We start from the raw sequence: 20,476 nt of genomic DNA, 5'->3' as shown, positions 1-20,476 counted from the left end.
CATGGCCAATCTGCTGATTGTCGAGGCGCGCTTCTATGCGCATATCAACGACATGCTGCTCGATGGCGTGCGCAGCGCGATCGACGCGGCGGGACATACTCACGAAACGGTCACGGTTCCCGGCGCGCTCGAAATCCCCGCCGCCATCGCGCTCGCCAGCGAAACCGGACGCTATGACGCCTATGTCGCGGTCGGCGTGGTGATTCGCGGCGAAACCTATCATTTCGAAGTCGTGTCGAACGAAAGTGCGCGCGCGATCATGGCGCTCAGCCTCGACGGCTTTGCCATTGGCAACGGCATATTGACCGTGGAGAATGAGGCGCAGGCGCTGGTGCGCGCCGACAAGACGCTGAAGGACAAGGGCGGCGAAGCCGCCAAGGCGGCGCTCGCGATGCTTTCGCTCAAGTATCGGTTCGGCGTTGCCTGACCGGATGCCACCTTCGCGCTACCGCATTGTCGAGCGCGGCGGGCGGCTCGAAATCATCGACCGTGAAACCGGCGAACGCCCGCAAAGCGCCGCCGAACGCATGGCCGCGCACGACGCGGCGCATGGCAACGCCGCGCTGCGCTTTGACCGGCTTGAGGAACAGCGCGCCGAACCGCCGCCGCCCGCAGCGGCCAATCCGGCTGCGCCCAAGCCCGCGCCGCCCAGCGATCCGATCCGTGAGCGGCTTCAGAAGAAAGCCTCACCTTGGCAACCCAAGGGCGAAGCCAAACCGCCGCACGCCAAGCATCCGGCTGACCCGCCTATGCAGCGTCCCGCACAAACCGCTTCCTCGCTCGTAAAGGGCACTTTCGTCACTGGCAAATGGTGGGACAGCAAAGGCCCGCGCAGCGTAGCTTTGGGGGAAAAGGGCAAGGCCAAACTTGGCAACGGCTTGATGACCGCGCTCATCATCGGCTTCTTCATCCTGATCGCGCTCATCGTCGTCCAGCCCGCGCTGTTGCTGGTCGCCGCTTTCGTGCTGTTCCGCTTCGGCGGCACGATCGTTGGCCCCATCGGCGCCTGGCTGATCGACGACGCTATCAAGGCCGACGGCGGAACAGCTTAGCCAAGCCCGAACGTGGTTATTCCGGCAAGAGCTGAAACCGGCGGCGGGAGCGAAGTGATTTCTTACCCTTCGCGCGCAACGAAACCTATGCCGCTACCCCCGTCAGCGCCGGAAAGTCGGTGTAGCCCTCGGCGCCCGGCCCATACCAGTCGCGCGGGCTTGACGGGGTAAAGGGCGCGCCGGTGCGCAACCGCTCAACCAGATCGGGAGCACCGATAAACGGACGACCATAGCTAATCGCATCGGCGAGACCCGACGCCAGATCTTCGGCAAAATTCTCGCCGTCATATTCCTGGTTCAGCACCAGCGGCGCATGGAACACTTTGCGGATATCGGGCGACACGCGCGGCACATCGCTTTGCCCGAAATCGCCATATGGCTTTTGTTCGCGCAGCTCGAGGAAAGCGATGCCGATGCGCTGCAATTCGGCTGCCGCGGCGGTGAACAACACCACTGGATTGCTGTCGTCGGCCCCTTGCGTTTCGCCATTGGGCGACAGCCGCACCGCAGTGCGATCTGCACCGACGGTATCGGCCACCGCCTGTGTCACTTCAGCGAGCAGGCGGATACGGTTCTCGATCGGCCCGCCATAGGCATCATCGCGGAAATTGCTGTTGTCGCGCAAAAACTGGTCGATCAGATAGCCGTTGGCTGCATGGATCTGCACCCCGTCAAAGCCCGCGCGCATCGCATTCTTGGCGGCATGGACATAATCGCCAATGACGCGCGGGATCTCGTCGAGTCGCAGCGCGCGCGCCTGGACATAATCTTTTTTGCCTTCGGCGGTGTGGGCAAAGCCCGGCGCTTTGGTTGCCGACGACGACACCGGTGGCTCGCCGCCCATGAAATCCGAATGGACGAGGCGGCCCATATGCCACAGCTGCAAGATGATGCGCCCGCCTGCATCGCGCACTGCGCCAGTCACCGGCTTCCACGCCTCGACTTGTTCATCCGACCAGATGCCCGGCGCTGCGGGCCAACCCGACCCTTCTTGGCTAATCCCTGTGGCCTCGGCGATAATCAACCCGGCGGCGGCGCGCTGGCTGTAATATTCGGCCTTGAGTGCGGTGATGGGTACATGCCCCGCGCTCGACCGCCCGCGCGTCAGCGGCGCCATCAAAATGCGATTTGGGGCAGACACCGCACCCAGCTGGATAGGATCGAACAGGCTGGTCATGGGGGCGTTTCCTCCTTGCATTGCAGTTTGCAACCTTCTGCCTGTCAGCTAAGCGCGCGCCATGACCGATGCAAGCGCTCCGCAAGACAAGTTAATCTTTGCCCCTGCCAAGCGCGGCAGTGCGGGCCTTGCCTTTGCGGCACTGATCCTCGGCAATGTCGCTATCGCCTTCGGCCCGCTGCTCGTCCGACTGGCCGACACCGGGCCGATTGCCACAGGCTTCTGGCGACTTGCGCTTGCCGCGCCGCTGCTCGCGCTGATCGGCTGGCGCGCCGGGTTTCGCCCGCGTCAGTTGTCGGGCGGTGTGCTCGCGCTATTGCTGATCGCGGGGGCCTTGTTTGCCGCTGACATCATTGCCTGGCACCTCGGTATTTTCCAGACCAAGCTCGGCAACGCCACCCTCCTCGCCAATTGCGCCAGTCTGCTGCTCGCCGTTTATGGTGTGGTGCTCGCCCGCCGCCTGCCCACGCCGATGCAGGGAACAGCCATGCTGTTGGCGTTCGGCGGCGCCGCGCTGCTGATGCTGCAAAGTTTCGAACTCTCGCCTCGTCATTTCAACGGCGATCTGCTCAGCCTGCTCGCAGGCCTGTTCTACACTTGCTATCTCGTGGCGATGATGCGCGCGCGCGAACAGACCGAAAGCTGGATGGCGCTCGCTATCGCCAGCGCCGTCGCTGCAGCGCTGCTGCTCCCCGCAGCAATTTACGCGGGCGAACGGGTGTGGCCTGGTGACTGGACCCCGCTGATCATCCTGGCGCTGACCAGCCAGATTGTGGGGCAAGGGTTGCTCACTTTCGCCATGCCGCATGTCAGCCCGCTGGTGCTGGGTCTTGCGCTGCTGCTCCAGCCCGCTTTGTCGGCCTTTGCCGGCTGGTGGGCTTTCGGCGAAGCGCTGACTCCGCTCGATTTCATCGGTGGCGCGATGGTGATGGCGGCGCTCATACTCGTGCGCCTTGCCGACAGGCCCGGGCGGGCCTAGATTGCCGCTATGACCAGCGTTCTCCCCGCCGATCCCACGCTCGACGAAATTCGCAATGCCCTTGCTGCCGCAATTGCCGAGGCAGCCGCTTTTGACGGATTCACGCCGCTTGCTGTCGCCAACGCCGCGTGCGACGCGGGGGTTGATCCTGACGTCGCCCAGCTCGCCTTCCCTGGCGGCGCGCCGGATATGGTCAGCGCATGGTTCGCTGCGGTCGATGCCGAAATGCTCGAACGCTTGCCCGCCGACCAGCTCGCGGCGATGAAGATCCGCGATCGCATCACCGCGCTCGTCGAAGCGCGGATCGACATTCTCGCGCCGAACCGCGAATCGCTCCGCCGGGCGTTGGGCGTGCTGGCACTCCCGACCAATGTTGCCCTCGCCGCGCGGCTTGGCTGGCGCGCCGCCGACACCATGTGGGCAGCGGCAGGCGACACTGCCACCGATTTCAACCATTACAGCAAACGCGCGATTCTCGGCAGCGTCTATGCCGCGACCATGGCGGTGTTCCTGAACGACGAAAGCGAAGGCCACGCTGACACGCGAGCCTTCCTTGCCCGTCGCATCGCGGGCGTGATGAAATTCGAAAGCTGGAAGCACCGCCGCAACGCTGCCAAACTCGAGCGGCCAAGCCTGACCCGGTTCATCGGCCGCTTGCGTTACGCCGGGAAATAATCACCGTCCCGCACGTTATCGACTCGCCAAGCCAAGCTTCTATTGATAATCGCTCGCAAATGGACACTACGCTCGACCGACTGCCGCTCGGTCAAACCGCCCGCATCATCGCCATCGACTGGGACGCACTGGACGTTGCCGAAGGGCGACGGCTGCGTGAGCTGGGGTTGCTCGACGGAGTCGAGCTGACCGCGCTCCATCGGGGCAGTATGTTTTGGCGCGATCCGCTCGCCGTGGCGATTGGCCGGATGCGCATCGCCATCCGCGCGCGCCACGCCGCCGCCATCCGGGTCGAGCAGATATGACGACCGCTGCACCTCTGGTAGCGCTGGTCGGCAATCCCAATGCCGGAAAATCTAGTCTGTTCAACGCACTAACCGGCGCGCGCCAAAAAATCGCCAATTATCCTGGTGTCACGGTCGAACGGCACAGCGGCCGTACGAGTTTTGCCGACGGCCGCCCGCTTGAACTCATCGACCTGCCGGGCAGCTACAGCCTTACGCCCGCCAGCCTCGACGAAGCGGTCACCCGTGATGTCGTACTGGGCCAACAGGCGGGCGAACGCCGCCCCGATGGATTGATTATTGTCGTCGATGCAGGAAACCTTGATCAACATCTCTGCTTCGCGCTCGAGCTGATCGGCCAGGGCCTGCCCGTGGTGATTGCGCTCAATATGGTCGATATGGCCGCGCGCGACGGGTTGGAACTGGATGCTGCTGTGCTCGCTTCCGGGCTCGGCGTGCCCGTCGTGCCGACTGTCGCGGTGCGCAAACGCGGGCTCGACGCGCTGCTCGATGCGCTCGATGGGGTGCTGAAGCGGGACGCAGCCGCCGCGCCTGCCACCAACGATGATCAACGCGCGCTGCATCATCAGGCCCGCGCCCTTGCGCGCAAGGCAATCGTCCGTGAGGCCCCCGCGCGCCGCTGGACGCATGCGCTCGATCGCGTGCTGCTGCATCCGGTCGCTGGCTTTGCCATTTTACTCGCGCTCTTGTTCGTCATGTTTCAGGCTGTGTTTGCGTGGGCAACGCCCTTTGCCGACGCGCTCGAAGGCGGCATTGGCATGGTGCAGGGACTGGTTGTAGATGCCATGCCCGACGGTTTTTGGCGCGGGTTGATTGTCGAAGGTTTGCTCGGCGGGGTCGGCTCGGTGGTTGTGTTTCTGCCGCAAATTCTGATCTTGTTCCTCTTCATCCTGTTGCTCGAGGCGTCGGGTTATATGACGCGCGCGGCCTTTCTGATGGACGGATTGATGGCCAAGGTCGGCCTGTCGGGGCGCGGTTTCATTCCGCTGCTGTCCAGCTTTGCGTGCGCCATCCCCGGCATCATGGCGACACGCGCCATGCCTGATGCGCAGGACCGGTTGACTACCATCCTCGTCGCCCCGCTGATTACCTGTTCAGCACGGCTGCCTGTTTATGCGGTCATTATCGCCGCCTTCATTCCCGCAACTAATGTGGGCGGCTCGCCTGTGGGAGTGCAGGGGCTGGTGCTGTTTGGCCTCTATCTGTTTGGCATCGTCGGCGCGTTGCTCGTCGCGCTGGTGCTGCGCCGCACGGTCACCAAGGGGAATACGGCGGGTATGATGATGGAATTGCCGCGCTATCAAATGCCGCGTGCGAGCGATGTTCTGCTGGGCCTGTGGCAGCGCGCCTGGGCCTTCCTGCGCCGCGCCGGGACCATCATTCTTGCCACCACGGTCGTCCTGTGGCTGCTCCTCACTTATCCGAAGGTGCCACCGGGCAGCGAGGTCAGCCAGGTTGATTACAGCGTCGCTGGCCGCATCGCTTCGGGGTTGGAAGTCGTCGTCAAGCCTATCGGCTTCAACCACGACATTGCCCTCGCACTGATTCCCGCCATGGCAGCGCGCGAGGTAGCGGTCGCCGCGCTCGCCACCGCCAATGCGGTCGATGCGGGGGATGACGAGGAAGCCATGGCAACCGCGCTGGGTGATACGCTGGCGGGCAAATGGTCGCTGGCCACCGCGCTTGCCTTCCTCGCCTGGTTCGTGTTCGCGCCGCAATGCATCTCGACCATCGCCGTCACGCGCCGCGAAACGGGCGGGTGGAAATGGCCGCTGTTCATGGTGGGCTATCTTTTTCTGCTCGCTTATGTGGCGGCAGGCATCACCTACTGGACAGCGGTCGCCCTTGGGCTAGGGTGAATCCCATCAAATTTCCAAAGGGGAGCAAACGGGGCCATGGCTGGCAGCGTCAATAAAGTCATTTTGATCGGCAATCTGGGGGCCGATCCCGAAATCAAATCTTTTCAGAACGGCGGCAAAATCGCCAACATTCGCATTGCCACGTCCGAACAGTGGAAGGACCGCATGTCGGGCGAGCGCAAGGAGCGCACCGAATGGCACAATGTCGTTATCAATGGCGACGGGCTGGTCGGCGTGGTCGAACGCTATCTGAAAAAGGGCAGCAAGGTTTATATCGAAGGATCCTTGCGCACCCGCAAATGGCAGGACCGCGACGGCAATGACCGCTATACCACTGAAGTCGTGGTCGCGGGCATGGGCGGAGCGCTGACTATGCTCGATGGCGCACCCGGCGGCGGCGCGCGCAGCAACGACGGCTGGGGCAATGGCGGCGGCAGTGGCGGCAGCAGCTGGGATCAAGGCGGCGGAGCGCCGTCGGGCGGCAGCGGGGGCGGGTCGGGCGGCCGCGCACCGTTTGACGACGATCTCGATGATGATGTGCCGTTCTGAGCACTGCTAGGCCATCAAAACCGTTCGTCCTGAGCGTGTCGAAGGACCGTTCTTTCTGTCGATGGTGGTAATAAAGGACAGCCCTTCGACAGCGACCCATCGGGAGCCAGGGCAAGCGGGGTAGGGGGAATCTTTGGCTCAACCAGCAAGCCAATCCATCACCGCCATAGATGTCTGCCGCGGTGTTACCCGCCTGTTCGCGCAAGCGGGGCTGGTGGCTATCCCCGAAGTGGCATTGCCCAACGGGCGCCGTGCCGACTTGCTCGCCATTGATGCCATGGGGCAGATTAGCATAGTCGAGGTCAAGGTCAGCCGCGCCGACCTGCACGGCGATGGCAAATGGCCCGACTATTGCGACTGGTGCGACCGCTTTTATTGGGCGCTCGCCGACGGGCTAGATCCCGCGATCCTCGATACGCCGCCCTACCGCCCCGAAATGGCGGGGCTGATTATCGCCGATCGCTATGGCGCAGCCCTGGTGCGCGAAGCGGCCGTCGAGCCAATCGCCAGCGCCCGCCGCAAGGCCGAGCTGCTGCGGGTGGCGCGGCTGGCGATGCGGCGGTTAATGGTCGCCAATGACCCCGATCTCGCCGCCGACTGGGCCGACGGCTAGCCGCGCGCCTGCAATTCCCTATCCTCGTTATTCCGGACTTGATCCGGGATAACAAGCGAATGGAGCCCGTTATCCCGAATCAAGTCCGGGATGACGAAATTTGTAGCGCTAGAACCGACATCAGCGCGTCAACCCCGCGCCTGCATCCGCTGCAGATAGCGCGCGAGCACGTCGATCTCCAGATTGACCGGCCGCCCAGGTGCTGCTTCGTCCAGCGTAGTCATCGCGCGGGTGTGCGGGATGATGTTCAGCGTGAAATGCGCGCGGCCGTCGCTCTGATCCGCCACGCTGTTGACCGTCAACGACACGCCGTCGACTGTTACCGAGCCCTTGGCGGCCAGATAGGGCGCGATTTCGGCGGGCGCGGCAATGGTGACCACCCAGCTGTCGCCGCTCGGTACGATGCTGACCACTTCGCCCACCCCGTCGACGTGGCCGGTAACGATATGCCCACCCAACTCGTCGCCGACTTTCAGCGCGCGTTCCAGGTTCAGGCGGACGCCGGCATCCCACATCCCCGGCGCGGTACGCGCCTGCGTCTCGGCGCTGGCATCGACCGCGAACCAGTGCCCATCGGCGTCGCTGCCCTTGTCCACGACCGTCAGGCACGCCCCCGAACAGGCGATCGACGCCCCGATCGCAATGCCGGCCGGGTCATAGGTGGTGCCGATCACCAGCCGCAAATCGCCACGCTCCTCGCGCGCGCGAACGGTGCCAATGTCGGTGATAATGCCGGTAAACATGGTTGGGCTCAATCCTCTCGCACCGCGTCGTAGACGGCCAGCCGGTCGCTGCCAAGCATCCGGTTGTCGCTGAGCTGCCAGCGTCCGTGCGCATCCGCCAGGTCGTCGAGGCCAAGGTCGGACAGCGCGCTGCGCCCTGCACCGATCAGGATCGGGGCCTGATAATGCAGCAGCCGGTCAACGCGCCCTGCGCGCAGGAAAGCAGCGGCGGTCTGCGCTCCGCCTTCGACCAGCAGCGATTCGACGCCGAGCAGCCTATCGGTCGCCTCGGGGCTGGCAACCGTAGTCCAGCCCTTGGGCGCACTACCGCTGGTAAGCACTAGTCGCTGTGGGCTGCGCCCCTCCAGCCCCCGCAGACGGACATCAAGAAGCGGGGCGTCGGCTTCCAAAGTCCCGCGCCCGACCAAGATCGCATCGTGCCGCGCGCGCTCCAGATGTCCATGCGCCCGTGCTCGCTCGCCAGTGATCCAGCGACTCTGGCCATCCGCGCGCGCGATCATCCCGTCCAGTGAAGTTGCGATTTTCAGCGTGATGAAGGGCCGACCGCGCCTGACGCGCGACAGCCACGGGGCCATGCTAGCGCGCGCTGCCGTGTCGCCAATGCCTTCGATCACCTCCACACCGGCGGCATGCAGGCGTGCAATACCTTGTCCGGCTGTGCGCACATCAGGGTCGGCCAGCGCGGCCACCAGGCGGGCAACCCCTGCCGCGATTAGACTGTTCGCACAGGCAGGCCCGCGCTCGCTGACATGCGCACATGGCTCCAGCGTGACATATGCGGTGGCACCGCGCGCCGCCGCTCCCGCCTCGGCCAGCGCCATCGCCTCGGCGTGCGGGCGGCCGCCGGGCTGAGTCCACCCGCGCCCGACGACTCGGCCTTCGTTCACCAGCACACATCCGACATTGGGATTGGGGGTCGTCCGCGCTGTCCCGCGCGCCGCCAGCGCTAACGCGGCTGCCATCCAGCGGGCGTCATCCGGGTCTGCGGCCTTGCTCAACGCGGCGGTGGTGCGCCGCGCGCGGCGCGCTCGGCCAGGGTGGATCGCTTGACTTCGGGCCGTTTGCCAATTGCGTCGGCTTCGGCCCCCAATGTCTCGCGCGTCAGCTTGTCGGCCTCGGTCGAATCATATTCGATGCCAAGCGACTTGGCGAGTTCCTGGTAATTGCGCCGCCGCTCGGCGTTGCGCCGGGTGGTTTCCTTGGCGCGCGCGATCCAGTCGGCGCGCACTTCGGCATCGCTGCGATCGGCCTTCCAGCTCTCGAAATAGACGATGCTCGCGCGGGGCGGATCGTAACGGATCAGTTTCTCGGAAAAACCCCAGAAAACAACCGCCGCCAGTGCGGCCGCAACGCCGAGCAGCGGCCAGCGGTGTGGGCGTGGTTCACGGATATAGGCCCAGAAATCACTCGCCCCGCCCGCTACATCCCAATTGCCAAACATGCGCATGACCATGATTTAGGCGATTCGGCGCGGCGTTGCCAGACATTGATGCGCAAGCCGTCATTCCCATCTGCTCAGGATAAACCGGCACCGAACGCCGCTGCTTGCTAAAATGCGATTGCAAATTCTGCAATTGTGAATGTGCATTTCGCAGTTGCACAATGAATGCTGCACTGCAATATCAGCCTTGCCTTTCAGGCATCCTCTCCCAAAACTTTCACAGGGCCACCCTCGGGTGGCCCTTTTTTCTTGGGCGCGGCGCCCTCCGCCGGCGCTCCTTTAGCTCTGGTCGGGCATTATCGCTTCGAATCGCCGCACCTCGGCGATAAAGCTACCGGGCAATGGCTCGGTTTCGCCGCTGTCCAGGCCGACGTGGGCAAAGGTCAGCGTGACGTCGCACAGCCGCTCGTCGCCACGGAACATCCCGCAATGCAGCGTGAATTGATCGCGTCCGAACCAGGCCACGCGCGCGCCGATGGTAACGATCTCGTCCAGCCGCGCCGGGGCATGATAATCAATTTCGGCATTCACCACGACAATATCGGTCAGATATTGCTGGAAATATTGCTCGGGCAATCCTTCGCCCAGTGCACGGAAATATTCGGTCAAGCCAAGATCGGCATAGACCAGATAGTTGCTGCTATAGACCACACCGGTGCGGTCGAGCTCGTTGAAGCGCACGCGCGCATCATGCTGCATGCGGAACTGCGCCTTGGGGACGGCGTGAAAGCGATCATCCATGACGGGTTCAGGCGGCGAGCGCTGGCTGCGCGATGCCGAGCGGAGCTGTCGCGCTTCTTAACCAATCCAGCTCTTCATCATTCATTCCATGTGCCAACTTGGCAAAAACATCGGCGTGATAGGCATTGAACCAGGCAATTTCCGCAGGCGACATCAGCGCCGCGTCGATCAAAGTCTTGTCGATCGGGGCGAATGTGATGGTTTCAAATGCCAGCATCGGCTGTTCAGCATCGGCCAGCGGCGCGGGTACCACCAGCACCAGATTTTCGATGCGGATGCCAAATTCGCCGGTCTTATAATAACCAGGCTCGTTCGACAGAATCATCCCCGCGTGCAGCGGCTCTTCGGTCCCAGCTTGCCCGCCCGATGGCTTGGCAATGCGCGCGGGCCCTTCGTGTACCGCCAGATAGGTGCCGACGCCGTGGCCGGTGCCATGCGCATAATCGACCCCGTCTGCCCATAGAAATTGCCGGGCCAGCGTGTCGAGCTGGCTGCCGCGCGTGCCAACCGGAAAGCGCGCAGTGGCGAGCGCGATATGACCCTTCAACACCTGCGTGAAGCGCCGTTTCATTTCCGCGGTTGGCTCGCCAATCGCGACGGTGCGCGTGATATCGGTCGTGCCATCGGGATATTGGCCACCCGAATCAACGAGGTAAATCCCCTGCATTGGCAAAGGCGCGCTATTTTCCGGGTCGAAGCGGTAATGCGGGCTCGCCGCATTGCCCGCCGCTGCGGAGATTGTGTCGAACGATAAATCTCTCAAATCGCCACTCATCTCACGAAAGCCGCGCAACTTGTCGGCAACGCTTGCCTCGGTCAGCCCGCCCGCCGGGGTGGCGCCCTCCAGCCAGCGCAGGAAACGCGTCACCGCAACGCCGTCGCGTACATGGGCATTTTTCATGCCGGCGATCTCGACAGGATTCTTGCACGCCTTGGGTAGCACGGCAGGGTCGCGGCGGCGCACGATGGTCGCTCCGCCATCCTCCAGCGCCTTAAAGATCGCCGCGACCGCGCGCTCGGGGTCGGTGGCAACGCGCTTGCCCTGCATCGCCGCCAATGCCGCGGTCAACGCACCATAATCGTGCAGCCGCACACTATTGCCCAAATGCTGGCGCACCGGGTCAGTCACTTTGTCGGGCGCGATGAACAAATCGGCGGTCGCGTCGGCGTGGATGATGGCAAAGGCCAGCCCCACCGGCGTCCGCGCCACATCCGCCCCGCGCAGGTTGAACGTCCAGGCGACCGAATCGAGCGCGGTCATCACGGTCGCGTCCAGCCCCTCGGCCTTCAGCCAGTCCGCGATGGTGGCGCGCTTGGCGCTCGCGCTCTGCCCCGCCAGCGCATCGCTGTGCACCGCCACCGGCGCGGCGCTGGGCGCGGGGCGGTCGTTCCACACCGCATCGATGGGGTTGCGCGCCACTGCGACCAACTCGGCCCTCTTGGCGGCGAGCTGGGCGGCGGTCGATTTTACCCAGTCAACGCCGTGCAGCCATGGATCATAGCCAATCCGCTGTCCCGCCGACACATTGTCGGCCAGCCACGCCGCCACGCTCGACACCGGCACATCGACATAGTCATAATCCGCGCCGCTCACCTGCTGGCGAACTTGCAACGTATAGCGCCCGTCGGTGAACATCGCCGCCTTGTCGGCCAGCACCGCCGCCGTCCCCGCCGACCCGCCAAAGCCCGTCAACCACGCCAGCCGCTGCGCATAGTCGCCGACATATTCGGACATATGTTCGTCGCTGATGGGGACGACGAAGCCATCGAGGCCGTCGGCGGTGAGCTGCGCGCGCAGTGCGGCAAGGCGGGCAGAATGTGGCGACATGGGGTTCCAGACTGTTGCGTTGATGGTGGCAGCATAGCTGCCGCACGCTCCAAGGGAAAGCATTTGCCACGGTGTTGCCGCGTCCGCATAGTCCCGCGGGGCGGCTCACCACCACAGCCTTTGCTGCCCGGCAAAGCAGCGGAGAGAGAATCATGAGCGGTTTCCAGAACAAGGTCGTCCTGATCACGGGGGCGACATCGGGCCTTGGCGCGACCGCGGCGGTGTCGCTGGCCAGCAAGGGCGCCAAGGTCGCCATCACCGGGCGGCGCGAGGAACAGGGCCATGCCGTGGTTGCGCAAATGGAAGCGGCCGGCGGCGAAGGAATGTTCATCCAAAGCGACGTCACGGTTCAGGCCGATGTCGATGCGATGGTCGCGAAAACTGTTGATCGCTTTGGGCGGCTCGACGGCGCGGTGAACAATGCGGGCATAACAGGCGGTATGTTTAAGCCGGTCGCCGACTTTTCCGACGAGGACTGGCACAGCGTCATCGACATCAACCTGACCGGGGTCTTCGCCAGCATGCGCGCTCAAATCCCTGCAATGCTCGCGAGCGGCGGCGGTTCGATTATCAACATTTCGTCGATGTACGGCCTGAACGGCGGCGACATTGGCAATTGCGGCTATGTGACCAGCAAATGGGGCGTCATTGGTCTGACCAAGACCGCCGCGATCGATTATGCGCAGGCGGGCATCCGCGTGAACGCCATCTGCCCCGGCTATTGCCATTCGGAAATGGTGGATCCCTATGCCGAAGCCGAACCGGCGCTGTTCGAAAAGCTGCTCGAACGATATACCGCATCGGGAAAGCTCGGCGAATCGCACGTCGTCGCCGACGCGATCGAATTTCTGCTCTCTGACCAATCGAGCTTTATTAGCGGTGCCGCCATCCCGGTTCAAGGCGGTCAGCATTCGCGCCTGTATTAGGCGCGCCGCCTTTATCGCAGCCGGAAAAATCCGCTAGCCGCACTGCGGCAGATTGTGCCAATGACCGGCGGTTGATCCTGCCGGAGCCTGAATTGATGCGTGCTACAGCCATCTTTGCCCTTGCCGTCGCTGCCGCCTTTTCGGCCCCTGCCCTTGCCCAGAAAGCCCCCATGACCGAACCGACCGCATCACCCGTCCAGCCCCCAATTGCCAAGAAAATCCCGCACAATATGGTGCGCCACGGCGTAACGATGGTCGACAATTACCACTGGCTCAAGGATCAGGGTTACCCCAAGATCGATGACCAGCCGGTGCTCGATTATCTGAATGCCGAAAACGCATATTTCGATGCGGTGATGAAACCGCATGCGGCGCTCACCGAGCGGTTGTTTCAGGAGATGCGTGGACGCATCAAGGAAGCCGACGCCAGCGTGCCCCAAAAGGATGGTGATTACCTCTATTGGGTCGAATATGAGGAGGGTGCCGAATATAAGAAATGGTATCGCAAGCCTGTCTCGGGCGGCGATGCGCAGCTGATTTTAGACGAGGTCGCGCTAGCCGAGGGCAAGGAATATTTCCGCCTTGGCGCCTTCTCGGTCAGTCCCAACGGCAAGCTGCTGGCGTTCAGCGTCGACGATAATGGCTCCGAACGCTTCGAGGTTCGTTTTCGTGATCTGACGACCGGGGCGATGCTAGCCGATGTAATACCTGGCACATTGTCGTCGCTGGTCTGGGCTGAAAACAACAATGTGTTGCTCTATGGCCTCGCCAACGAAAATTGGCGCACCGACAATGTTTGGATGCACGTCATCGGCACCAAACAAAGCGAAGATGTGCAGATTTTCAAGGAAGCCGACCCTGGCTTCGGCGTCGGCATCGGCACCACCGCCGCCGACGACTATATCGTCATCGCCACCGGCGACAATGAAACCAGTGAGGTTTATTTGCTCCCTGTCGACGAACCGAATGCGCAGCCTATGCTAGTGTCGAAACGACAAAAAGGCCGCGAATACAGCGTCGATGTGCGTGAGAAAACGCTTTATATCCTCACCAACGACGAACATCCCAATTTCCGTGTTGCCACCGCCAGCCTTGATACGCCCGATAATTGGACGACGCTGATCGCCGGGTCAGACGATGTCTACATCACCGACCTATCCATTTTTCGGGACTATTTCGTGCTTGAGACGCGCGAGGGTGGCTTGGACCAGATTGACTTGCGCAGCTATGCCGCGCCGACGGTGGCGGGACGAATCAAATTTCCTGAAACGACCTATGTTGCAGGGTTGGGCGACAATCCCGAATATCATCAGGACAAATTGCGCATCGATTATGAATCGATGATCACGCCAGATACAGTTTATGATTATGACGTGAAGGCGAAAACGCTCGCGACGCTAAAGGTCCAGGAAATCCCTTCGGGGTATGACGCGAGCCAGTATATAACCGAAAGGGTTAGCTTGAAGGCGCGTGACGGCACCATGGTGCCGGTATCGCTGATGTACAAAAAAGGGCTACAGCGCGACGGCTCGGCGCCGCTTCACCTCTATGCCTATGGCAGCTATGGCTATCGCGTGCCGCCGGGCTTTTCGACGAGCCGCCTCAGCCTGGTTGATCGCGGTATGATCTACGCCATCGCGCATGTGCGCGGCGGCGATGATCTGGGGCGCAAGTGGTATCTCGCCGGTAAGATGTTCGAGCGCAAAAATACCTTCAATGATTTCATAGACGTGGCGCGCGGCTTGATCGCGGAGAATTATACAAGCGCGGGCAAGATCAGTATCGAAGGCCGCTCGGCGGGCGGACAGGTTATGGGCGTGGTCTATAACGAGGCGCCCGAACTGTGGGGTGCCGTGCTCGCGGGGGTGCCCTTCGTCGATGTTATCAACACGATGACCGACGACACGCTGCCGCTTACGCCGGGCGAATGGCCCGAATGGGGCAATCCGATCACCAGCAAGGCATCGTTCGACTATATGCTGTCATACAGCCCTTATGAAAATGTGGGGACCAAAGCCTATCCGCCAATGCTCGTTTCGGCGGGTCTCAACGACCCGCGCGTGACCTATTGGGAATCCGCCAAATGGGTTGCCCAGCTCCGCGCGCGCCGGACAAATGACGCAACGCTGCTGCTACGCACCAATATGGGCGCGGGTCACGGCGGCAAATCGGGTCGCTGGGGCGCATTGCGCGAAGATGCCGAGGAATTTGCCTTCGTGCTGACGCAGCTGGGGGTGGAGAAGTAGGGGACAGCTCAGTCCGGCAAATAGCCGCGCGCCGCAAGGTCGCGGGCTAACTCGGAAGCGTCGACAAAGTGATGCCCCGCAATTCCCAGCGACTCCGCTCCGGCCACATTGGCGGCAATGTCGTCGATGAAATATGCGCCTGCCGGGTCAATGCCGAATCGTTGGATAGCTAACGCGTAGATCGCCGGGTCGGGCTTCACCAGCTTCTCTGTCCCCGACACAATAATGCCCTGAAAGCGGTCAAACACCGGCTGGGTCGGACGGAACATTTCCCAGAATTCATGCCCGAAATTGGTGATGGCGAACAAAGGCACGCCCGCCGCGTCGAGCCGCTCAACCAGCTCTAGGCTGCCCGGCACGGGCCCTGGGATGGTCTCGTTGAACCGCGTCGCATAAGCGTCGATCAACGCGGCATGCGCAGGAAATTCAGCCTTCAACTCGTGCACCATCTCGGCCAGTGGGCGCCCGGCGTCGTGCTGGAAATGCCATTCGGGCGTGACGACATGCGCTACAAACCATTCGAGTTCGGCGGGATCGGCGATCAGTTTCGTGAACAAATGACGCAAGTCCCACTGGAACAGCACTTTGCCAACGTCAAAGATGACACAGCGGGCGATCATGCGCGCAACCACGCGAAAGCGCCGCCGGAATCTTCCGACGGCGTAACGCTTTTCAACAATAGCGGGCGGGGCAAATATGCCCCGGCCAGCGGCATTAGCCCTGGCGCGCCTTGAACCGGCGGTTGGTCTTGTTGATCACATAGGTCCGGCCACGGCGGCGAATCACGCGGTTGTCCCGGTGGCGGTCCTTCAGCGATTTCAGGCTGTTGCGAATCTTCATGGCTGGTTCCGAATATATGGCGTTGCACGCGAAGCGGCGCACCTATGGGGCAAAGCGGTGATTGTCAACCGCAACCAAGACATGAACCGCGGCTTTGTTGGGGTTCATGCCCTCGGCGTGAACAAAAATCAGCCAGCAAGCGCTTTCTGTCGCCGCCGCTGGACCGACGAGCCAATCCCCATCGCCTCGCGATATTTGACCACTGTGCGCCGGGCAATGTCATGCCCCTCCTTCCCCAGCAGCGCGGCAATAGCATCGTCGGACAGGATCGCCTTGCCATCTTCGCCCTCGATCAGTGCGCGGATACGGCTCTTGATCGCCTCCGCCGATGCTGCCCCTTCGCCGTCAGTCGCGGCAATCCCGCTCGAAAAGAAATACTTGAGCTCGAACACGCCGCGCGGGCAGGACAGATATTTGTTGCTGGTGACGCGGCTGACGGTCGATTCGTGCATGCCGATGGCCTCAGCCACTTGCCGCAGTGTCAGCGGGCGCATAGCGCTCACCCCGTTGCGAAAAAAGCCATCCTGTTGCTTCACAATTTCACTAGCGACCTTGACGATGGTGCGCTGGCGCTGATCGAGCGCGCGCACCAACCAGTTGGCCTCGGCAAGCTGCTCTGAAAGCCACGCGCGGCTCTGCGTCGCCGCGCCTTTGGTCAGTTCGGTATAATAGCGGCGATTGACCAACAGCCGCGGCAGCGTCGCGCCGTTGATTTCAATGGCCCAGCCGGATTTGACCGGCCGCACAAATACATCGGGAACCACCGGCTCAGCGGTGACGGTCCCGAACCGCAGCCCCGGGCGCGGGTCATAGCCGCGCAGTTCGCGGATCATGTCTGCCATATCCTCATCATCGACACCGCAGATGCGCTTCAACTGGGGCAGGGCACCCTTCGCCAGCAAGTCGAGGTGCGCAATCAGCGTCGCCATGGCGGGATCATAACGGTCGGCCTCGCGCGCCTGAATGGCAATGCATTCGGCGAGGTCGCGTGCGCCCACGCCGCTGGGGTCGAAGCGCTGCACCTCGGCCAGCATTGCCTCGACCGCCGCGCGCGCCACCCCCAGCCTGTCCGCCAGTTCGGTAATATCGGCCCGTAAATAACCGGTCTCGTCGATCAGACCGATAATCTGTTCGGCAATCAGCAGGTCCAGCCCCGAAAACCGCTGGCCGGCCTGCGCCAGCAAATGGTCACACAAGCTGCCTTCAGGACAGGCAAAGCCATCGAAATCCACGCCTTCGCCATCACCACCGCCGGACACTGCACTGTCGCTCAGGCTATCGTGGTGAAAGGTTTCGGTGCCGAAATCGACGTCCAGATCGTCGGCTACCGGCGCATCACCGCTCAGCATCGTATCGGCCGCACCATCATTTGCGACGGTCGGTGCCTCGAATGCAGTGTCGTCGTTCACCTCGCTGTCGGCGTCGCCGCTGCCGCCATCCATCTCGAGCAGCGGGTTAGCGGCCAACGCGTCGCTGAGATAATCTTCAAGCTCGAGGTTGGACAGCGCGAGCAGCTTGATTGCTTGCTGCAGCTGCGGCGTCATCACCAGCGCTTGGCTCTGGCGAAGGTCAAGGCGGGGACCGAGCGCCATCCTTGGTTACTCCGCCGTCAGCTGCCGCGCCCGGATCGGCTCACAGCGAAAAACTTTCGCCCAGATACAGCCGCCGCACATCCGCGTCAGCCACCAGCTCGGCGGGTGACCCAGCGAGCAGCACCTTGCCGTCATAAATAATGCAGGCGCGGTCGACGAGTTCCAGCGTCTCGCGCACATTATGGTCGGTGATCAGCACGCCGATGCCGCGCGTCTTCAAATCTGCCACCAGATCGCGAATATCGCTGATCGATAACGGATCGATGCCGGCAAAGGGTTCATCGAGCAAAATGATTGACGGGTCGGCGGCCAGCGCGCGGGCAATTTCGGCGCGGCGGCGCTCGCCCCCTGACAGCGCCATCGACGGCGATTCGCGCAATCGCGTCAGGCCGAATTCGTCGAGCAGCCGCTCCAGCTTTTCGGATCGCGCCGCCTTGTCAGGTTCGCTTAGCTCCAACACCGACGCGATATTTTGTTCAACCGTCAGCCCGCGAAATATCGAAGTTTCCTGGGGCAAGTAGCCCAGCCCCAAAATCGCGCGGCGATACATTGGCAGTTGCGTAATGTCGGCGCCGTCCAGCATGATGCGCCCAGCATCGGGTTTGACCAGCCCCATGATCGAATAGAAACAAGTGGTCTTCCCTGCGCCATTGGGGCCGAGCAAGCCAACAACCTCGCCCTTTGCAACCGATAGCGAAACATCGGACAGAACAACACGCTTGTCATAGCTTTTGGCGATGCTGATGACGGCAAGGCCGTTGCCGCGCACGGCATCCTCGTGCGCGTGTGCGACATTTTCGGCAACGCCATGCGTGCTGCTGGACGCGGAAGTGGTGATTTCGCTGTCGGCCATGGAATTGCTTGCTGCCTGAATTGAATTGGCGCTGCGTTACCCCAGCGGCGCGGCAAAGGTCAATCTGGCAGGATTTTTGCTTGGTATACCAAAACGGCGCCAGATCGGGCGGGCTTGGCTGCGACACGCCACGCTGTTGGCGCCATGCTCCCGCTAATGTTTGAGACTGACCGTCCCGATTATCGCTTGCGCGCCGAGGCCATGCTGATTCTGCTGTTGCAAACCGCGATGCTGCTAGCGACCTTGGCCTAGTCCGCGGCGACCGGCGGTGCGAACAAATCGCCATCGGGGTGCATGCGTTCGCGCTGCGGCAGGTTAAGTCCCGCCAGCGCCTCGCGCAATTCCTGACGCGCGACCACATGTGCAATGGCAAGGCCGCCCAAATGCGCCTTGTCGAGCAAAGTCAGCCCGGTCGGAAACAGTTCGCGGTAAATCACCCGCTCGCCCAGCCCGGGGATCACACGAAAGCCAACGCGCCGCGCCAGCTGGTCCAGGGCATCGCCGACGCGGCGCATGTTGCGCGCTTCGACATGCTGCAAGCGGTTGCGCAGGATGACCCAATCGATGGTGCGCCCATCCGCCTTGGCGCGCGCTTTGCGCGTGTCCCAGATCAGCTCGGAATAGAAGCTGGGGCGGATGACGCGAAAATCCTCCGGGTCCACCTCGCCGATCAGGTCGAAATCGATAAAGCTGTCGTTGATGGGAGTAACCAATGTATCAGCGCGCGTTGCCAGATAACGGGTGAATTTGTCATCGCGACCCGGCGTGTCGATGACCAAATAATCGCAGTCAGCCGACAGCGTGCCCAACTGATTGTCCAGCGTTGCAATCGAATCGCCATTGAACACGTCAAAGCGTGGACTGGGCAAATCAATGTCGCGCCGCGCCGCCGTGCGCTGGCGGTTTTCCAGATAGCGGTGAAAGGTGCGCTGGCGCGAATCAAGGTCGATGCCCGAGACGCGCCACCCCATGGCGGACAAGGCCACAGCAAAATGCACTGCGCAGGTCGATTTGCCTGTCCCGCCTTTCTCGTTGGCGAACAGGATGACATGCGGGCTAGCTGGGTTCATGGGCATTGCGGCTTTGTAACTTGCGGGCTTAAAAGTCCGCGCGGGTTGGACGAGCTTGGTGTTAGAGGAGCAGGCGAAGCGGTGCAAATCATCCGTGAAGTGAGCGCGCTGCGTAGCGCCGTACGGCATTTGCGCACGGAGGGGGCGACACTGGCGCTGGTGCCGACAATGGGCGCGCTGCACGATGGGCACCTGGCGCTGGTCGCTGAGGCACGGCGCAAGGCCGATCATGTCGCGGTCTCTATCTTCGTCAATCCGACCCAGTTTGGACCGAATGAGGATTTTGCCGCCTATCCGCGTGACGAGGCCCGCGATGCGGCGCTGCTGATCGATGCCGGGGTGTCGCTGCTGTGGGCCCCCGATGTCGCCGCCATGTATCCGGCGGGTCATGCTACCCATATTGCAGTCGCGGGGCTCGGTGATGATTTTTGCGGCGCGGCGCGGCCCGGCCATTTCGACGGCGTGGCGACCGTGGTCACCAAACTCTTCAACCAGGTTCAGCCCGACATCGCGCTGTTCGGTGAAAAGGATTGGCAGCAACTCGCCATCATCCGCCGGATGACCGCCGACCTCGACCTGCCGGTTGCGGTGCACGGCGTCGCTATCGTGCGCGAGGCCGACGGGCTCGCCCGTTCGTCGCGCAATGCATATCTGTCAGAAGGGCAGCGCGCTGCGGCAGCGGCCTTTCCGCGCGCGCTTAAGGAAGCCGCGGGCGCAATTGCGGCGGGGACCCCTGTCGCGGAAGCATTGGCGGGCGCCGAAGCTACCATTTTGGCGGGCGGCTTTGAAAGCATCGACTATATTGCGCTCGCCGATGCGGTCACGCTCCAACGGCTCGAAACTTGGCGTGAACCGGCGCGCCTGCTGGCTGCGGCGCGCCTCGGGCGCACCCGATTGATCGACAATTGGCCGGTTGGTTAACGGATTAAACAACTTTTTTTCATACAGTTAATACCGAAATCAAAATTTCTGCTAGCGGCGTTAACC

At 62.6% G+C, this 20,476-nt stretch carries 22 protein-coding genes; 11 read left to right on the top strand and 11 right to left on the bottom strand.

Features of this window, described 5'->3' with window-relative positions:
• The first annotated feature begins 1 nt into the window (after position 1).
• Positions 2 to 427, top strand: coding sequence for a 6,7-dimethyl-8-ribityllumazine synthase (gene ribH / locus AC2TC0_RS01965; RefSeq protein WP_484715808.1), 426 nt, complete (start codon positions 2 to 4; stop codon positions 425 to 427).
• Positions 428 to 431: 4 nt separating this feature from the next.
• On the top strand, positions 432 to 1,052 hold the full coding sequence (locus AC2TC0_RS01960; protein WP_484715807.1) for a hypothetical protein: 621 nt from the start codon (positions 432 to 434) through the stop codon (positions 1,050 to 1,052).
• Between the two features lie 85 nt (positions 1,053 to 1,137).
• On the opposite strand, the gene AC2TC0_RS01955 is transcribed toward AC2TC0_RS01960, so the two are convergent.
• Positions 1,138 to 2,229 carry an alkene reductase gene (locus AC2TC0_RS01955; protein ID WP_484715806.1) on the bottom strand — a complete coding sequence of 364 codons (1,092 nt, stop codon included), beginning with the start codon at positions 2,227 to 2,229 and terminating at the stop codon, positions 1,138 to 1,140.
• Positions 2,230 to 2,290: 61 nt separating this feature from the next.
• On the opposite strand from AC2TC0_RS01955, the gene AC2TC0_RS01950 reads away from it, so the two are divergent.
• The 6 genes from AC2TC0_RS01950 (at position 2,291) to AC2TC0_RS01925 (ending at position 7,209) form a co-directional block, all read left to right on the top strand.
• Entirely contained in the window at positions 2,291 to 3,208 is a 918-nt protein-coding gene (locus AC2TC0_RS01950) for a DMT family transporter (RefSeq protein ID WP_484715805.1), read from the top strand.
• 9 nt (positions 3,209 to 3,217) lie between these two features.
• A complete protein-coding gene (locus tag AC2TC0_RS01945) occupies positions 3,218 to 3,883 on the top strand; it encodes a COQ9 family protein (protein ID WP_484715804.1) in 666 nt (221 codons plus the stop codon).
• A gap of 59 nt (positions 3,884 to 3,942) precedes the next feature.
• On the top strand, positions 3,943 to 4,188 hold the full coding sequence (locus AC2TC0_RS01940) for a FeoA family protein (RefSeq protein ID WP_484715803.1): 246 nt from the start codon (positions 3,943 to 3,945) through the stop codon (positions 4,186 to 4,188).
• Positions 4,185 to 6,047 carry a ferrous iron transporter B gene (gene feoB / locus AC2TC0_RS01935; protein ID WP_484715802.1) on the top strand — a complete coding sequence of 621 codons (1,863 nt, stop codon included), beginning with the start codon at positions 4,185 to 4,187 and terminating at the stop codon, positions 6,045 to 6,047. The genes AC2TC0_RS01940 and feoB overlap by 4 nt, the downstream gene beginning before the upstream one ends.
• A 36-nt stretch (positions 6,048 to 6,083) precedes the next feature.
• Positions 6,084 to 6,596, top strand: a complete 513-nt coding sequence (gene ssb / locus AC2TC0_RS01930; RefSeq protein WP_484715801.1) for a single-stranded DNA-binding protein — start codon at positions 6,084 to 6,086, stop codon at positions 6,594 to 6,596.
• A 133-nt stretch (positions 6,597 to 6,729) separates the two neighbouring features.
• Positions 6,730 to 7,209, top strand: a complete 480-nt coding sequence (locus tag AC2TC0_RS01925; RefSeq protein ID WP_484715800.1) for an MmcB family DNA repair protein — start codon at positions 6,730 to 6,732, stop codon at positions 7,207 to 7,209.
• A 128-nt stretch (positions 7,210 to 7,337) separates the two neighbouring features.
• Here AC2TC0_RS01925 and AC2TC0_RS01920 read toward each other — a convergent pair whose 3' ends face one another.
• From AC2TC0_RS01920 to AC2TC0_RS01900, 5 genes are all read right to left on the bottom strand, one after another.
• Positions 7,338 to 7,952 carry a riboflavin synthase gene (locus AC2TC0_RS01920; protein WP_484715799.1) on the bottom strand — a complete coding sequence of 205 codons (615 nt, stop codon included), beginning with the start codon at positions 7,950 to 7,952 and terminating at the stop codon, positions 7,338 to 7,340.
• Positions 7,953 to 7,960: 8 nt separating this feature from the next.
• The gene (gene ribD / locus AC2TC0_RS01915; protein WP_484715798.1) at positions 7,961 to 8,950 is read right to left on the bottom strand and encodes a bifunctional diaminohydroxyphosphoribosylaminopyrimidine deaminase/5-amino-6-(5-phosphoribosylamino)uracil reductase RibD; all 990 of its coding nucleotides are present in this window, start codon (positions 8,948 to 8,950) and stop codon (positions 7,961 to 7,963) included.
• On the bottom strand, positions 8,947 to 9,399 hold the full coding sequence (locus tag AC2TC0_RS01910) for a hypothetical protein (RefSeq protein ID WP_484715797.1): 453 nt from the start codon (positions 9,397 to 9,399) through the stop codon (positions 8,947 to 8,949). The genes ribD and AC2TC0_RS01910 overlap by 4 nt, the downstream gene beginning before the upstream one ends.
• A 273-nt stretch (positions 9,400 to 9,672) precedes the next feature.
• Complete coding sequence (locus tag AC2TC0_RS01905; RefSeq protein ID WP_484715796.1) at positions 9,673 to 10,134, bottom strand: acyl-CoA thioesterase; 462 nt, start codon at positions 10,132 to 10,134, stop codon at positions 9,673 to 9,675.
• A gap of 7 nt (positions 10,135 to 10,141) precedes the next feature.
• Entirely contained in the window at positions 10,142 to 11,962 is a 1,821-nt protein-coding gene (locus AC2TC0_RS01900) for an aminopeptidase P family protein (protein WP_484715795.1), read from the bottom strand.
• A 152-nt stretch (positions 11,963 to 12,114) separates the two neighbouring features.
• Between AC2TC0_RS01900 and AC2TC0_RS01895 the strand changes: the two genes are divergently transcribed.
• Together AC2TC0_RS01895 and AC2TC0_RS01890 are read left to right on the top strand one after the other, a co-directional pair.
• Positions 12,115 to 12,888, top strand: a complete 774-nt coding sequence (locus AC2TC0_RS01895) for an SDR family NAD(P)-dependent oxidoreductase (protein WP_484715794.1) — start codon at positions 12,115 to 12,117, stop codon at positions 12,886 to 12,888.
• Between the two features lie 170 nt (positions 12,889 to 13,058).
• Positions 13,059 to 15,134: a S9 family peptidase gene (locus AC2TC0_RS01890; protein ID WP_484715793.1), complete on the top strand. Its 2,076-nt coding sequence runs from the start codon at positions 13,059 to 13,061 to the stop codon at positions 15,132 to 15,134.
• A gap of 8 nt (positions 15,135 to 15,142) precedes the next feature.
• Here AC2TC0_RS01890 and AC2TC0_RS01885 read toward each other — a convergent pair whose 3' ends face one another.
• The 5 genes from AC2TC0_RS01885 to AC2TC0_RS01865 all read right to left on the bottom strand — a co-directional run bounded on the left by AC2TC0_RS01885 (position 15,143) and on the right by AC2TC0_RS01865 (position 19,489).
• Positions 15,143 to 15,754: an HAD family hydrolase gene (locus AC2TC0_RS01885; protein WP_484715792.1), complete on the bottom strand. Its 612-nt coding sequence runs from the start codon at positions 15,752 to 15,754 to the stop codon at positions 15,143 to 15,145.
• 94 nt (positions 15,755 to 15,848) lie between these two features.
• A complete protein-coding gene (gene ykgO, locus AC2TC0_RS01880) occupies positions 15,849 to 15,974 on the bottom strand; it encodes a type B 50S ribosomal protein L36 (protein WP_003046794.1) in 126 nt (41 codons plus the stop codon).
• A 128-nt stretch (positions 15,975 to 16,102) separates the two neighbouring features.
• Positions 16,103 to 17,566 carry an RNA polymerase factor sigma-54 gene (gene rpoN / locus AC2TC0_RS01875; RefSeq protein ID WP_484715791.1) on the bottom strand — a complete coding sequence of 488 codons (1,464 nt, stop codon included), beginning with the start codon at positions 17,564 to 17,566 and terminating at the stop codon, positions 16,103 to 16,105.
• Between the two features lie 40 nt (positions 17,567 to 17,606).
• Complete coding sequence (lptB, locus tag AC2TC0_RS01870) at positions 17,607 to 18,419, bottom strand: LPS export ABC transporter ATP-binding protein (RefSeq protein WP_484715790.1); 813 nt, start codon at positions 18,417 to 18,419, stop codon at positions 17,607 to 17,609.
• Positions 18,420 to 18,667: 248 nt separating this feature from the next.
• Positions 18,668 to 19,489 (bottom strand): division plane positioning ATPase MipZ, encoded by an 822-nt coding sequence (locus AC2TC0_RS01865; protein ID WP_484715789.1) that lies wholly within the window; start codon positions 19,487 to 19,489, stop codon positions 18,668 to 18,670.
• Positions 19,490 to 19,570: 81 nt separating this feature from the next.
• Here AC2TC0_RS01865 and panC point away from each other — a divergent pair, with 81 nt between their 5' ends.
• Positions 19,571 to 20,410, top strand: a complete 840-nt coding sequence (gene panC / locus AC2TC0_RS01860) for a pantoate--beta-alanine ligase (protein ID WP_484715788.1) — start codon at positions 19,571 to 19,573, stop codon at positions 20,408 to 20,410.
• The last annotated feature ends 66 nt before the right edge of the window (positions 20,411 to 20,476 follow it).

It is taken from the genome of Sphingopyxis sp. sgz302558 (genome assembly GCF_057220455.1).
The sequence above is the reverse complement of the archived record's forward strand: the minus strand, read 5'-3'. Positions and strand labels throughout refer to the sequence as shown.